10 protein-coding genes are annotated in these 13,884 nt (G+C 69.2%); 2 read left to right on the top strand and 8 right to left on the bottom strand.

Features of this window, described 5'->3' with window-relative positions; genetic code table 11:
* Positions 1 to 207: 207 nt before the first annotated feature.
* The 7 genes from MAE01_RS10920 to MAE01_RS10890 form a co-directional block, all read right to left on the bottom strand.
* Complete coding sequence (locus tag MAE01_RS10920; RefSeq protein WP_147039587.1) at positions 208 to 2,022, bottom strand: ABC transporter ATP-binding protein; 1,815 nt, start codon at positions 2,020 to 2,022, stop codon at positions 208 to 210.
* Positions 2,019 to 3,923, bottom strand: a complete 1,905-nt coding sequence (locus MAE01_RS10915) for an ABC transporter ATP-binding protein (protein WP_147039586.1) — start codon at positions 3,921 to 3,923, stop codon at positions 2,019 to 2,021. Before MAE01_RS10915 ends, MAE01_RS10920 begins: the two co-directional genes overlap by 4 nt.
* A gap of 396 nt (positions 3,924 to 4,319) precedes the next feature.
* Positions 4,320 to 4,811 carry a methylated-DNA--[protein]-cysteine S-methyltransferase gene (locus MAE01_RS10910; RefSeq protein WP_147039585.1) on the bottom strand — a complete coding sequence of 164 codons (492 nt, stop codon included), beginning with the start codon at positions 4,809 to 4,811 and terminating at the stop codon, positions 4,320 to 4,322.
* Entirely contained in the window at positions 4,808 to 6,298 is a 1,491-nt protein-coding gene (locus MAE01_RS10905; protein ID WP_147039584.1) for a DNA-3-methyladenine glycosylase 2 family protein, read from the bottom strand. The genes MAE01_RS10910 and MAE01_RS10905 overlap by 4 nt, the downstream gene beginning before the upstream one ends.
* A gap of 242 nt (positions 6,299 to 6,540) precedes the next feature.
* Positions 6,541 to 8,148: a bifunctional phosphoribosylaminoimidazolecarboxamide formyltransferase/IMP cyclohydrolase gene (gene purH, locus MAE01_RS10900; RefSeq protein ID WP_147039583.1), complete on the bottom strand. Its 1,608-nt coding sequence runs from the start codon at positions 8,146 to 8,148 to the stop codon at positions 6,541 to 6,543.
* A gap of 48 nt (positions 8,149 to 8,196) precedes the next feature.
* Positions 8,197 to 8,778 (bottom strand): phosphoribosylglycinamide formyltransferase, encoded by a 582-nt coding sequence (purN, locus tag MAE01_RS10895; protein WP_147039582.1) that lies wholly within the window; start codon positions 8,776 to 8,778, stop codon positions 8,197 to 8,199.
* Positions 8,779 to 8,787: 9 nt separating this feature from the next.
* The gene (locus MAE01_RS10890) at positions 8,788 to 10,185 is read right to left on the bottom strand and encodes a cell division protein PerM (RefSeq protein WP_186806213.1); all 1,398 of its coding nucleotides are present in this window, start codon (positions 10,183 to 10,185) and stop codon (positions 8,788 to 8,790) included.
* 92 nt (positions 10,186 to 10,277) lie between these two features.
* Here MAE01_RS10890 and MAE01_RS10885 point away from each other — a divergent pair, with 92 nt between their 5' ends.
* Together MAE01_RS10885 and MAE01_RS10880 are read left to right on the top strand one after the other, a co-directional pair.
* Positions 10,278 to 11,774, top strand: a complete 1,497-nt coding sequence (locus MAE01_RS10885) for an NCS2 family permease (protein WP_147039581.1) — start codon at positions 10,278 to 10,280, stop codon at positions 11,772 to 11,774.
* A 131-nt stretch (positions 11,775 to 11,905) separates the two neighbouring features.
* Positions 11,906 to 12,907: a glycerophosphodiester phosphodiesterase gene (locus MAE01_RS10880; RefSeq protein ID WP_147039580.1), complete on the top strand. Its 1,002-nt coding sequence runs from the start codon at positions 11,906 to 11,908 to the stop codon at positions 12,905 to 12,907.
* Between the two features lie 46 nt (positions 12,908 to 12,953).
* Here MAE01_RS10880 and sucD read toward each other — a convergent pair whose 3' ends face one another.
* The gene (gene sucD, locus MAE01_RS10875; RefSeq protein WP_147039579.1) at positions 12,954 to 13,856 is read right to left on the bottom strand and encodes a succinate--CoA ligase subunit alpha; all 903 of its coding nucleotides are present in this window, start codon (positions 13,854 to 13,856) and stop codon (positions 12,954 to 12,956) included.
* Positions 13,857 to 13,884: the final 28 nt, after the last annotated feature.

Below are 13,884 nucleotides of genomic sequence, written 5' to 3'. Positions count from 1 at the left end.
GCGCGGGACCGCTCGCCCGCCCGGCGGATGCCACGGAAGACGGGAGGGGTCGCAAACGGTCGCCAAAACGCACTCCAAGCGACCACATGCGACCCCTCCCCGCCGAGCCCCGCCACCCAGGATGCCGGAGGTGTCGCAAACGGTCGCCAAAACGCACTCCGAGCGACCACTTGCGACCCCTCCCGGCCAGGAGCGGCGACCTCCCGACTAGACGAGCGTCTCCTGCCAGGCCGCGTGCAGCTGCGCGAACTTGCCCGTGCCGCCGATGAGCGCGGCGGGGGCGTCGTCCTCGATGATCTCGCCGTGTTCCATGACCAGCACCCGGTCGGCGATCGCGACCGTCGACAGGCGGTGCGCGATGATGATCGCGGTCCGGTCGGCCAGCAGCGTCTGCAGAGCATCCTGGATGAGCCGCTCCGACGGGATGTCAAGCGACGCCGTGGCCTCGTCGAGGATCAGCACCGCGGGGTCTGCGAGGAACGCCCGCGCGAACGAGATCAGCTGACGCTGTCCCGCAGACACGCGCCCACCGCGCTTGTTCACGTCGGAGTTGTAGCCGTCCGGCAGCGCCGAGATGAACTCGTCCGCGCCGACCGCACGTGCCGCCGCGCGGATCTCGTCGAGCGTGGCATCCGGCTTTCCGAGCGCGATGTTGTCTGCGACGGTCCCGCTGAACAGGTACGCCTCCTGCGTGACCATGACGATCGCGCGGCGCAGGTCCTTCGGGTGCAGCGAGCGCAGGTCTACGCCGTCGAGCGTCACGCGTCCGAGCGTCGGGTCGTAGAACCGCGAGATGAGCTTGGCGAGCGTCGACTTTCCCGCGCCTGTCGTGCCGACCAGCGCGATCGTCTGCCCCGCCTCGATGTCGAGCGAGAAGCTCGGCAGGATCGTCTTCTCCCCCGAGTACCCGAACGTGACGTCCTCGAAGCGCACGTGTCCGCGCGACTCCCACAGGTCGACCGGCTCCTCGGGGTCGGGCACCGTCGGCTGCTCCTCCAGCACTCCCGACACCTTCTCCAGCGCCGCCGTGGCGGACTGGTAGGAGTTCAGGAACATCGCGATCTCCTGCATCGGCGCGAAGAAGTTGCGCACGTACAGCACCGCAGAAAGCAGCACGCCGACCGTGAGCGCGCCGTCGGCGACGCGCATGCCGCCCCACAGCACGACCAGTCCGAGCGTCAGGGCCGCGACAGACATCAGTCCCGGCTCGAACGTGCCGAACAGCAGCATCGACCGCCGGTTGACGTCGCGGTACTCGCCGGCGACCTTCTGGAAGGCCGCGTCGTTGCGCGGCTCCTTGCGGAACGCCTTGACCGCGCGGATGCCGGTCATCGTCTCGACGAACTGCACGATCACCTTGGCGCTGATCACGCGCGACTCGCGGAAGATGACCTGCGAGCGCCCGTAGAACCATCGCATCAGCAGGAACAGCGGGATGCCGGCGAGCAGCAGGATCACGCCGGACTGCCAGTCCCACACGATCAGGGCGATGAAGGTGAACGCGCCGAACAGCACGCCCGAGACGAGGTTGTTCAGGCCACCGTCGAGCAGCTCGCGAATCGAGTCGAGGTCGCTGGTCTGGCGCGAGATGATGCGACCCGAGGTGTACGTCTCGTGGAACTCCAGGCTCAGCCGCTGCGTGTGCAGGAAGATGCGCTTGCGCAGGTCGATCAGCACCGCCTGCGTGATGCGGGCCGCGACCACGACGTACCAGCCGATCAGGGCGGCCGCAGCGGCCCCGGCGAACAGGTAGATGAAGCCGATCACGAAGGTCGGCATCCAGTTCGCGTGGTCGAGTACCTGCGGCAGCGCCCGGTCGAGCCCGATGCTGATGAGGATGGGACCGGCGACCTGCAGAGCCGTCGAGATCACGAGCACGACGGCGGCCAGCACGATCTGCGCACGCAGCGGCGAGACGAGCGAGCCGAGCAGGCGCAGCGAACGCTGGCGGATCGCCCTGCTCTCCTCGCGGGTGTAGTTCGAGCGGTCTTCGCCCTGTGTTCCGGTCAGTGCCGCGCTCATGCCTGCACCTCCTCGTCCTCGTGTGCGGATGCTTCGACGGCGGCTTCTCCTGCCGTCTTCAGGTCTTCGTCGGTGATGATGGGGATCGCGCCGGTGCGCGCCGCCTCCTCGGCCTCCAGGCTGGAGATCACGTGCCGGTAGTGGGCGCTCGTGCGCAGCAGCTCGGAGTGCGTGCCGACGGCGGTGATCCTGCCGCGTTCGAGCAGTGCGACCCGGTCCGCGAGGGCGACGGTCGACGGGCGGTGCGCGACGATCATGGCAGTGGTGTCGGCGAGCACGTGGCGCAGCGCCTCCTCGACGAGCGCCTCGGTGTCGACGTCCAGCGCCGACAGCGGGTCGTCCAGCACGAGCACCCTGGGCTTGGCCGCGACGGCGCGCGCGAGCGCGAGCCGCTGCCGCTGGCCTCCCGAGAGACTGAGCCCCTCTTCCCCGATGACGGTCTCGACGCCCTCGGGGAGCGCGTCGACGAATCCGGCCTGGGCGACATCCAGCGCTTCGCGCAGGACGCGCTCGCCCTCTTCGCTGTGGATGTCGAGCTCCGCCCGACCCAGCAGCACGTTCTCGCGCACGGATGCCGAGAAGAGCGTGGCGTCCTCGAACGCCATCGCGACGTGCTGCCGCAGCTCCACCAGCGACAGATCGCGCACGTCGACGCCGTCGAGCGTGACGCGACCGCCGGTCACGTCGTACAGGCGCGCCGGAAGGGTCGTCAGAGTGGTCTTACCGCTGCCGGTGAGCCCGACCAGCGCCATGGTCTCGCCCGGACGCAGCACCAGGTCGATGCCGTCGAGCAGATCGCGCTCGGCGGCCCCGGCATCCTGATAGCGGAAGTGCGCGCCCTCGAACGCGAGCTCGCCGCGGGGCTCCGCGATCTGCACCGGGTTCTCCGGGTCGGTGATGGAATTCGTCTCGGAGTAGATGTCGAACACGCGGTCGGTGGCGGTCCGCGCATCCAGCATGAACGAGAACAGGAATCCGATCGACTCGATCGGCCACCGCAGCACGGTCGCCATCGCGAAGAACGCGAACAGCTCCGGCAGCTCGATGGCGCCCTGCCAGATCAGCCAGATGCCCGACATCAGGCTGAGCCCGAACGCGATCTGCGGCATGAGGTCGAGCCAGAACCAGATCGTGCCGACGGCGCGCGCCTTGCTGAGTTCGGTGGTGCGCAGCGACTCAGCCTGCGAGCTGAACCGCGTGAGCGCGTGCTTGCCGCGGCCGAACGCCTTCAGCACACGGATGCCGTGAACACTCTCCTCGACGCTGGTGGCGAGGTCGCCGGCCTGATCCTGGCTCTGGCGGGCAAGGCGGCCGTAGCGCTTCTCGAAGCGGTATCCGGTGATCCACAGCGGGATGGCGGTCACGATGAAGATGGCGCCCAGCAGCCAGTGCCAGCGGAACAGCAGCACCGAGCCGATGATGATCGTCAGGATGTTGACGACCAGCAGGATGAGACCGAACGCCAGCCAGCGCCGGATCAGGCCGATGTCCTGCATCATGCGGCTCAGCAGCTGCCCTGACTGCCAGCGGTCGTGGAACGCGACCGGCAGGGTCTGCAGACGTGCGTAGAGCTGCGTCCGCATCCGGTACTCGACCTCGGTGGAGGGCTTGAGGATGAACCAGCGCCGCAACCACACCATGATCGCCTCGCCGAGGCCGAGCGCGAGCACGATGGCGGCACCTCCGACGATGATCGCGACACTCGCCGAGCTGTCCAGACCGCGCACGATCTGCTCGAGCACGATCGGGATCATCAGGGCGATGACGGCGGCGCCGAGCGCGCTGGCGGCACCGCCGACGAACCGCCAGACGACGGGTTTGACGAACGGTGCGAGGCGCCAAAGCGCGGCGGGAGTGGACAGCGAAGCGGACGGCGTGGGGGATGACGACGAGGAAGACATGACTCTCAGACGAGTTGCGGAGCGGAAGAGGATCGAGTGACGGACGCTGCAGCCGATGCTGCGCCCGTGATGCGGTGAGGCGGCGGGACGTCAGCCGCGCGAAAGCCCAGTGGTCGAACCGCGAGTGTACGAGCCAGGAGCGGTGATCTGCGCGACGGCGATCGAAATCATGGTGTCCTCCTCAGGCTCGAAGCTCCGCGCCGGTCGACGCGACAGCCCATCAGCTTATTCCTGTGAACCGGCTGAAGGCAAGCACCATTCCCTCTTTTGTTCGCTCTCCGTCCGAATCACGCCCCGCCGGTCGGGAGGTGTCGCTTCGTGTCGCATCCCGCGCCGGCAAGCGACAGGAACAACCACCTCCCGCGCCGCGTCTTCCCGTGCGACCGCGACCACGGTCTAGGCGCGCTCGCGCGCGAGCAGCGATTCCTTGACGTCGAGGCCCCAGGCGAAGCCACCCAGCGATCCGTCGCTGCGCAGCACACGATGGCAGGGGACGAACAGCGCCGGCGCGTTGCGCGCGCAGATGGATGCCGCGGCACGAACCGCGCTCGGGCTGCCGAGGGCTGCGGCAAACTCCGTGTAGGTCAGCGGCTCCCCCGGCGTGATGTGCCGCAGCGCCTCCCACCCTGTGCGCTGCATGTCGGTGCCGTGCTGGCGCACGGCGACGCTGTCGATCGCGCCGACATCACCGGCGTAGTACGCGCGGACAGCGGATGCGGCATCCGTCTCTCCCTCGTGGATCTCCGCCGGCCGGTCTTTCACGGCCAGCCGGCCGACGATCTCTTCATGATCGGCGGTCCACCCCGAGGCGAGCACGCGCTGTTCCTCGTCGACGAGCAGCGTGAACGGTCCGTCGGCGGTGTCGATGGTCTGGATGAGAGCGGTCATGAGAGCTCCTTGCGGTTCGTTCTGGTGGTTCTCGGCGGCGCTGCGCGCCACAGATGGGCGCAGAGATAGCTGCGCCACGGTGCGGCGCGCTCGGCCCAGGCGGTGAGTTCGGCGGCGGTCGACGGGATGCCGGATGCCGCCGCTCCGGCGCGGACGGCGACGTCGCCCGGCAGCAGCACGTCGGGATCGCCGAGCACTCGCATCCGCACGTAGTCCGCGGTCCACGGCCCGATGCCGGGCATCGCCAGCAGCGCCGCCCGCTGTGCGGTGTTGTCGTCGCCGACCGTGAGAGTGAGCGATCCGTCGGCGAGGGCCGCGGCTGCTCCGGTGATCGCGCGGATCCGGGCGGCCGGGCCGCGCAGCACCTCGGCGCCGTGCTCGGCGATCGCGGTCATGGTCGGGAACAGGATGCCGCCCTCTCCGCCGTCCGGAGCCGCTGTCCGCTCCCCCAGCGCATCAGCGAGGGCGGTCAGCGCGGTGCGCGCGGCGGCGACGGTGATCTGCTGCCCGACCATGGCGCGGATGAGCATCTCGTGCGGATCGGCGGCGCCGGGTACGCGCATGCCGGGCACTCGAGCCACGAGAGGCGCCAACTCGGGGTGCGATGACAGGGCGTTGGAGATGGCGACGGGGTCGGCATCCAGGTCGAAGATCCTGCGCGCCGTCGCGACGAGCGGCGCGAGGTCGCCGAGGTGCGTCACGCGGGCGCGCAGCCTCAACCGCCCGACGGAGTCCTGTCGGACCTCGAACCAGGCCGGCCCGCCGGGCATCCGCAGATGACGGGCGAACGAGCCATCTGTCGTGATCTCCACGCCGGGAAGCGCACGTGCTGCCATCCAGGCGAAGATGCCAGCGGCATCCATCGGCTCACGGTGCGGGAGAAGCAGGTCGATCTCACCGGGCGCCGCGACGCCGCCGTGTCGCCGAGCGCGCAGCTCGGTCGGGGTCAGCCCGAACACCTCGCGGATCGTGTCACCCGCCTGGCGGATGCTCGCGAAGCCGCTCGAGAATGCGATGTCGGCGATCGGAAGGTCGGTGCCCACCAGCAGCATCCGGGCGTTGTGCGCACGATGTGCACGGGCCAGGGCCAGGGGGCCGGCGCCGAGCTCGGCGGTCAGCAGCCGGGTGAGGTGCCGGCTGGAATAACCCAGGCGCGCGGCGAGACCCGGCACTCCCTCGCGCTCCACGACGCCGTCGGCGATGAGACGCATGGCGCGCGCCGCGGCATCCCCGCGCACGTCCCATGCCGGCGAGCCGGGGGCTGCCTCGGGCAGGCAGCGCTTGCAGGCCCGGAAGCCCGCCTCGTGGGCTGCCGCGCTGGTCGGGAAGAAGCTGACGTTCTCGCGCTTCGGGGTGCGCGCGGGGCAGGACGGACGGCAGTAGATGCCGGTCGAGTGCACGGCCGTGACGAACTGTCCGTCGAAGCGGGTGTCGCGCGCGTCGATCGCGCGGTACCGCTCATCGAAACTCATCGTCGGGAAGCTCATGCCTCCACTCTGACACGTCCGAAACCCGCTGGCACGCGGAAATCGGACATGACAGTGCCGGCCGACTCCGCCGCTACTCTCGGTGCGTCCGACAAAATGCGGGTGTCACGGCATCCGACCCGCATCAACCCGGACACGCTGCCTTCTCGCGTCCGACAAAATGCGGGTGTCACGGCATCCGACCCGCATCAACCCGGACACGCGCGGCACTACCCCGCCGCGCCGGCCGACGCGCACCGCCGTCAGTGGAAGAAGTGGCGCTCGCCCGTGAAGAACATCGTGACTCCGGCCGCCTTCGCCGCAGCGATGACCTCGTCATCGCGCACCGAGCCGCCGGGCTGGATGATCGTCGAGATGCCGGCGTCGATGAGCACCTGGGGGCCGTCGGCGAACGGGAAGAAAGCATCGGATGCCGCGATCGTTCCCGCCGCACGATCCCCGGCCCGCTCCACGGCGAGTCGGCAGGAGTCCACGCGGTTCACCTGGCCCATGCCGATGCCGACGGTGGCCTTGCCCTTGGCGAGCACGATGGCGTTCGACTTCACGGCACGGCAGGCCTTCCACGCGAAGATGAGATCGCTCATCTCCTCGTCGCTCGGGCGCTCACCGGTGACGAGCTCCCAGCCGTTGGCGACGGAATCGATGTCGTCGGGGAAGCGGTCGGCATCTTGCAGGAGCAGTCCGCCAGAGACCAGGCGCACGTCCATCTCCTCCTGCTTCCAGTCGGCGGGCAGCTGCAGCAGGCGCAGGTTCTTCTTCGCCTTGAACACCTCGAGCGCGGCCGGCTCGAACGCCGGGGCGACGATGACCTCGGTGAAGATGTCCTTGAGGTTCTCGGCCATCTTCAGGGTGACCGTGCCGTTGGTGGCGATCACGCCGCCGTACGCCGAGACGGGGTCGCACTCGTGGGCGCGCAGGTGGGCGCTCGCGATGGGGTCGAGGGCGTTGGGAGCTGTGGTCGCGATGCCGCACGGGTTGGCGTGCTTGACGATGGCGACGGCCGGCAGGATCATGTCGAACGCGGCACGCAGCGCGGCATCCGCGTCGACGTAGTTGTTGTACGACATCTCCTTGCCCTGCAGCTGGACGGCCTGGGCGATGCCGTGGCCGCCGACGCGCGAGTAGATCGCACCGCGCTGGTGGGAGTTCTCGCCGTAGCGCAGCGTGGCGAGGCGCTCGGCCTTGATCGTCAGGTGCTCAGGCAGCTCGCCGCCCTCGCTGAGCGTGCCCTCGGCGAACCACGCCGCGACGGCGGTGTCGTAGGCAGAGGTGTGGGCGAACGCGCGCGCCGCGAGCTCGCGACGCTGCGTGAGGCTGGTGCCGCCGGCGGCGATCGACTCGATCAGGGCCGGGTACGACTCGGGCGAGACGACGATCGCGACGTTCGCGTGGTTCTTCGCCGAGGCGCGCACCATGGCGGGTCCGCCGATGTCGATCTGCTCGACGACGTCGTCGCCGGTCGCGCCGGAGGCGACGGTCTCGACGAACGGGTAGAGGTTGACGACCACGAGCTCGAAGGGCGAGATGCCGAGCTCTGCGAGCTGGCGCTCGTGGTCCTCCAGGCGCAGGTCGGCGAGCAGACCGCCGTGGATGCTGGGGTGCAGAGTCTTCACCCGGCCGTCGAGCATCTCGGCGACCCCGGTGACGGAGGCGACGTCGGTGACCTCGTAGCCCGCCTCGCGGATGGTGGCGGCCGTCGAACCCGTGGAGACGATCTCCACGCCGGCGTCGGCCAGCGCCGCCGCCAGCACCAGCAGGTCGGTCTTGTCGCTCACCGACACGAGTGCCCTCTTGATCTGGACGACATCGCGATCGCGGTACAGGGACGAATCGTGGCTCGGACCGGCCATGGAATATCTCCTTCTTGCGTGGACGTGCGGGTTTCGGGTCGGGATGAATCAGTGGGTCAGTGCGAGATCGCCGGTGGCGATGCGACGCACGACGTCGATGAGCAGCCGCCGCTCGACGGGCTTGATGCGTTCGTGCAGGGTCTGCTCGGTGTCGCCGGGCTGCACGGGGATGCGCTCCTGGGCGAGGATCGGGCCGGAGTCGACGCCATCGTCGACGACGATGACGCTGGCGCCCGTCTGAGCGGCGCCGGCGGTGATCGCGTCGCGGACGCCGTGCGCACCGGGGAACTCGGGCAGGTATGCGGGATGGGTGTTGATGATCCGCGGCGCGTAGCGGGCGACGAGGGATGCCGGCAGCAGCCGCATCAGGCCGCTCAGCACGATGAGGTCGGGCTGCCAGGTGTCGAGCTGGCGGCCGAGCTCCTCGCCCCAGGCTTCACGGCTCTCGAAAGAACGGAACGGCACGGTGAAGCTCGGGATGCCGAACTCCTCGGCGTGCGCGAGGCCTTCGGCGTCGCGATCGGCACCGACCACGACGATCCGCGCGGGGAAATCCGGGTGGCGTGCGGCATCGAGAAGGGCGCGGAGGTTCGAGCCGGTGCCAGAGATGAGAACGGCGACCGTGAGCACCCGGTCAGTCTACCGGGGTGCGGGAGTGCTGCCGTCCCCGAAGAATCCGTGGTCGTCGAGGGGCTGGGTGTCGTTGGAATCGTTCGGCGCAGCATCCGGTGCGGAGGGGTCTCCGGCGTCCTGCCAGGTGAACGTCGCGGCGGGATCCGCGGTGGGCGACGTTCCCATCTGGGCCACCCAGCGATCCGTGCGCTCCTCTGCAAGCTCGTCGCGATGCCGCGGCGCGAGCAGCATGATGGCGGCTCCGACCAGCACCTCGGCGCCGACGGCGAGCGCGGTCCAGCCGGCGTGCGGCCCCACGTCGGCCATGCGGCCGGGACCGATCGAACCGGATGCCAGCACCGCGGCGACGGCGACGATGCCGGCGCTGAGGAGAGCGATGCCCGCGGCGATCACCGCGCGCGGGGCGACGGGCCGGGCGGCATCCTGCCAGACCAGGCGCGAGCGGATCAGCCACCCTGCGAACGCCCCGGCGGCGACCGGCAGCAGCACCACGATCAGCATCCAGATCGAGCTGTTCTCGGGCAGCAGCCCGAACACCGGGATGCCGGGCACGACGCCCAGCTGCGTGCCGGCGGGAGACACCGCGGTGCCGGTGCCGACGGCGAAACCGGGACCGGCGATCCACGCGATCGCCCAGACCAGCAGTGTCGGCAGGTAGGCGATATGGCCGAGTGTCAGTACGGCGGCGCCGGTGGTGTCGACCCGTGCCGACTGGAAGAGCGCCACGACCTCTCCCCCGCGCACGGCGACCAGCAGCGCGACCGCCAGCCCGGCGATCCCCGCGAGCGCGACGATCACCGCGGTGGTGCCGCGGACGATCTCCGCGGGAAGAACGCTCCATTGCCCCCACGAGTCCACGCGGTCGTGGATGCGGTCGATGAGGCCCGCATCGCCCTCGCGCCATGCATAGGCGACTGCGCCGCAGAGCACCCCGGTCAGATACACGGCGACGGGCAGCAGGATCGCCAGAGCCAGCGGAGCCTGGGCGAGATCAGCACGGGCGGTGATGGCGACGGCGGTGGCGATCAGGCCGAACGCGACCGAACCGGCGATGACGCCGAGCAGCCAGGCGCCGGAGCGCGCGGCCCTGCTTCCGGATCGAGCGGCGAACAGCAGAGTGAAGGTCAGGAACGCCAGCGGGGTCAGCGAGAGCGTGAAGCTCGCGGCATCCGGTGAGATGCCGACGGCGGAGACCACGGCATCGGGCACGGCGATGTCGATGGGCACGCCGTGGCCGAACTGCCAGAGTGTGCCGGCGACCGGCCAGAGAGCACCCCAGTCGGCGCTCGCGCCGAAGGCGAGCGTCCACAGCAGTGTCAGCGGAGCGAGCAGCACGGCGAGGCCGACGGCCGCAGCGATGGCAGCGTCGACCGCGGCGAGAATCGCGACGAGGAGGCGTTGCATGACTCATCGAGACTACGACGAGAACCTGACCGCTTCGCGGTGGCGCGCGCGAGGGATGCCGGACACGATATCGTTCCCGAGGAGGTTTCCCGATGACAACTGCCCCCTCGTCCGCACCCGGCTCCGCCCCGAGCTCCGCACCCGATCAGACCGCTGAACCGAAGAACGGCCTGGACCGCTTCTTCGAGATCACCAAGCGCGGTTCGACGTTCGGCGCAGAGGTCCGCGGCGGCATCGTCACGTTCGTCACGATGGCGTACATCGTGATCCTGAATCCGATCATCCTCACGGGTGCCGCAGACATCAACGGCGACTCGCTGAGCTTCAGCGCAGTGGGTGCCTCCACGGCCCTGACCGCGGGTGTGATGACCATCCTGTTCGGCGTCATCACCCGGCTCCCGTTCGCGTTCGCGGCGGGCCTCGGGATCAACGCCTTCCTGGCCTTCTCGGTCGTCGGTCAGGTGACGTGGCCGGAGGCCATGGCGCTGGTCATGATCAACGGCGCCGTGATCGTGCTGCTGGCCGCCACCGGGCTTCGGAAGATGATCTTCGACGCGGTGCCCTTCCAGCTGAAGATCGCCATCACGGTCGGCATCGGCTTGTTCATCGCGTTCATCGGCTTCGTGAACTCCGGCTTCGTCACCGCGACCGGCGACGCCTCACCGCCCGTCGGGCTCGGGGTGGGCGGCTCCGTCGCCACCGTCCCGTCGCTGCTGTTCGTCGTGACGCTGATCGTCACCGGCATCCTGGTCGCCCGCAAGGTCAAGGGCGGACTGCTGATCGGACTCGTCTCGGGCACCGTGCTGGCCGTGATCGTCGAGGCCATCTGGCACCTGGGACCGCAGTTCGCCGATGACGGATCGTTCAACGCCGGTGGGTGGAGCCTCACGGTCCCGGCGCTGGTCGGCACGCCGGTGAGCCTGCCCGATCTGAGCCTGATCGGTGCCGTCGACTTCGGATTCGACCTCAGCAAGGTCAGCGTCGTCGCACTGGTGATGATCGTGTTCACACTGGTGTTCTCGAACTTCTTCGACGCCATGGGAACCATGACGGGTCTCGCGAAGGAGGCGAACCTCTCCGACGCGAAGGGCGACTTCCCGCGCATCAAGTCGGCACTGATCGTCGAGGGCGTCGGCGCTCTGGCCGGTGGCGCCACCTCGTCGTCGTCCAACACCGTGTTCATCGAGTCCGGCGCCGGTATCGGCGAGGGTGCCCGCACCGGGTTCGCGAACGTCATCACGGGCGTGATGTTCCTGCTCGCGATGTTCCTGACCCCGCTGACGTCGATCGTCCCGACCGAGATCGCGGCGGCCGCGCTGGTGATCGTCGGCGCGATGATGATGGCGCAGATCAAGTACATCGACCTCAGCGACTTCGGTGTGCTGCTGCCGGTGTTCCTCACCGTCACCGTGATGCCGCTGACCTACTCGATCGCGAACGGCATCGGCGCAGGTTTTGTCAGCTGGGTGCTCGTGCAGGCGCTGGCCGGCAAGGCCAAGACCATCCATCCGCTGCTATGGATCGTCGGCGCCGGCTTCGTGCTGTTCTTCGCCCGCGGACCGATCGAGGCCGCGTTCGGCGTCATCTGACGACCACACCGACGACACGAGGGGGCGGATGCTGCGGCATCCGCCCCCTCGCTCGTTTCGCCGGCACGGGGACGCGCAGAAGATAACGAAAAGATCTCGACTCCAACCTGCTGCTCTGCCAGGATCGCAGCATGAGACGTCGCGGTCGACGCCTGTGGGGCACAGCAGTCGTCAGCGTCGCCGTGTGTGCCGCCACGGCCGCCACGCTCTCGGTCCCGCCGGTCCAGGCGGCCGGGCCCGCTGCCTCGCTCCCCGTCGCGCGCGCCGTATCCTCAGAGGTCGCGTCGTCTCTCGCCGATCTCGACATGGTCATCCTGAGGCCGCTGACGGTCCTGCGCAGCCCCGGCGAGACGGGCGTCGTGATCGCGCACCGCGGCGATTCCCTCGCCGCGCCCGAGAACACGATGCCGGCGTTCATCTCGTCGATCGCCAGAGGCGCCGACTATCTGGAGCTCGACATCCGCTTGTCCGAAGACGGCGTCCCGGTGGTCATCCACGACAGCACCGTCGACCGGACGACCGACGGATCCGGCGTCGTCGCCGAGATGACCCTGGAGGAGCTGCGCGCTCTGGATGCCGGTTCGTGGCTGTCGGACGCATTCGCGAAGACTCGGATCCCCACCCTCGACGAGGTGCTCTCCATGGTGCGGGGGAAGGACGTCCGGGTCGTCATCGAGTACAAGGGCACGTGGAAGAAGTCTGCGGTCAGGGCGACAGTCGACATGATCGCAGCCGCAGGGCTCGCGGACACGACCCTCGTGCAGAGCTTCAGTGAGACGACCGTCGCGCGCATCGCAGCCGCCGCTCCCCGGCTGAGACTGGCGCTGCTGACCCACGACCTCGACGCATCGACCGTCGCCACCGCCGCGGCGATCGGCGCGGATGCCGTCAATCCGCGCAACGCGACCGCGCGGGAAGTCGCGCTGGCCCACCGCGAGCGGCTGGGGGTCTTGGTATGGACGCAGGATGCGGTGACCGACTGGGAGGCGCTGACGGCGATGGGCGTGGACGGCATCATCACGAACCGCCCCGATGCGCTGCGCACCTGGGTCGACGGGCGGGTGAGTCCGACGCAGACGCCGAGCGCTTCAGCACGACGCTCATCTGGTCCGGCCTCCCCCGGGTACAAGTGAAGGCCCCGGGGTGGAGCCCGGGGCCTTCACTTACGAGTCTACCTGCTTACAGCGACTCGACGATCGCACGCATCAGGTCAGCGGTCTCGGACGGCGTCTTGCCGACCTTGACACCGGCGGCCTCGAGGGCCTCCTTCTTCGCCTGAGCCGTGCCCGCCGAGCCCGAGACGATGGCGCCGGCGTGGCCCATGGTCTTGCCCTCGGGTGCGGTGAAGCCCGCGACGTAGCCGACGACCGGCTTCGTGACGTTGGCCTTGATGTACTCGGCCGCACGCTCCTCGGCGTCTCCGCCGATCTCGCCGATCATGACGATCGCCTTGGTCTCGGGGTCGGCCTCGAACGCGGCGAGGGCGTCGATGTGCGTGGTGCCGATGACCGGGTCGCCGCCGATGCCGATGGCCGTGGAGAAGCCGAGGTCGCGCAGCTCGTACATCATCTGGTAGGTCAGGGTGCCCGACTTCGACACGAGGCCGATCGGGCCCTTGCCGGTGATGTTGGCCGGGGTGATGCCGACCAGCGCCTCACCGGGGGTGATGATGCCGGGGCAGTTCGGGCCGATGATGCGGGTCTTGTTGCCCTTGCTCTTGGCGTAGGCCCAGGCCTCGGCCGAGTCGCCCACCGGGACACCCTCGGTGATGACGACGAGCAGCGGGATCTCGGCATCGATGGCCTCGATCATGGCGCTCTTGGTGAAGGCGCCGGGGACGAAGGCGATCGACACGTCGGCGCCGGTCTCCTTCATGGCCTCTTCCACCGAGCCGAAGACGGGCAGCTCGACGGCATTGCCGTCCTTGTCGGTGTGCGCGACGGTCGTGCCTGCCTTGCGTGCGTTGACGCCGCCGACGACCTGGGTGCCGGCCTTGAGCATGAGGGCGGTGTGCTTGGTGCCCTCGCCGCCGGTGATGCCCTGGACGATGACCTTGGAATCCTTGTTCAGGAAGATCGACATATCTCTAGTCCTTTTCTGAGGTCTCGAA

This window comes from Microbacterium aerolatum, assembly GCF_007988825.1.
Lineage (GTDB): Bacteria > Actinomycetota > Actinomycetes > Actinomycetales > Microbacteriaceae > Microbacterium > Microbacterium aerolatum.
Note: the sequence above shows the minus strand (reverse complement) of the source record. Positions and strands in the feature narration are given on the sequence as shown.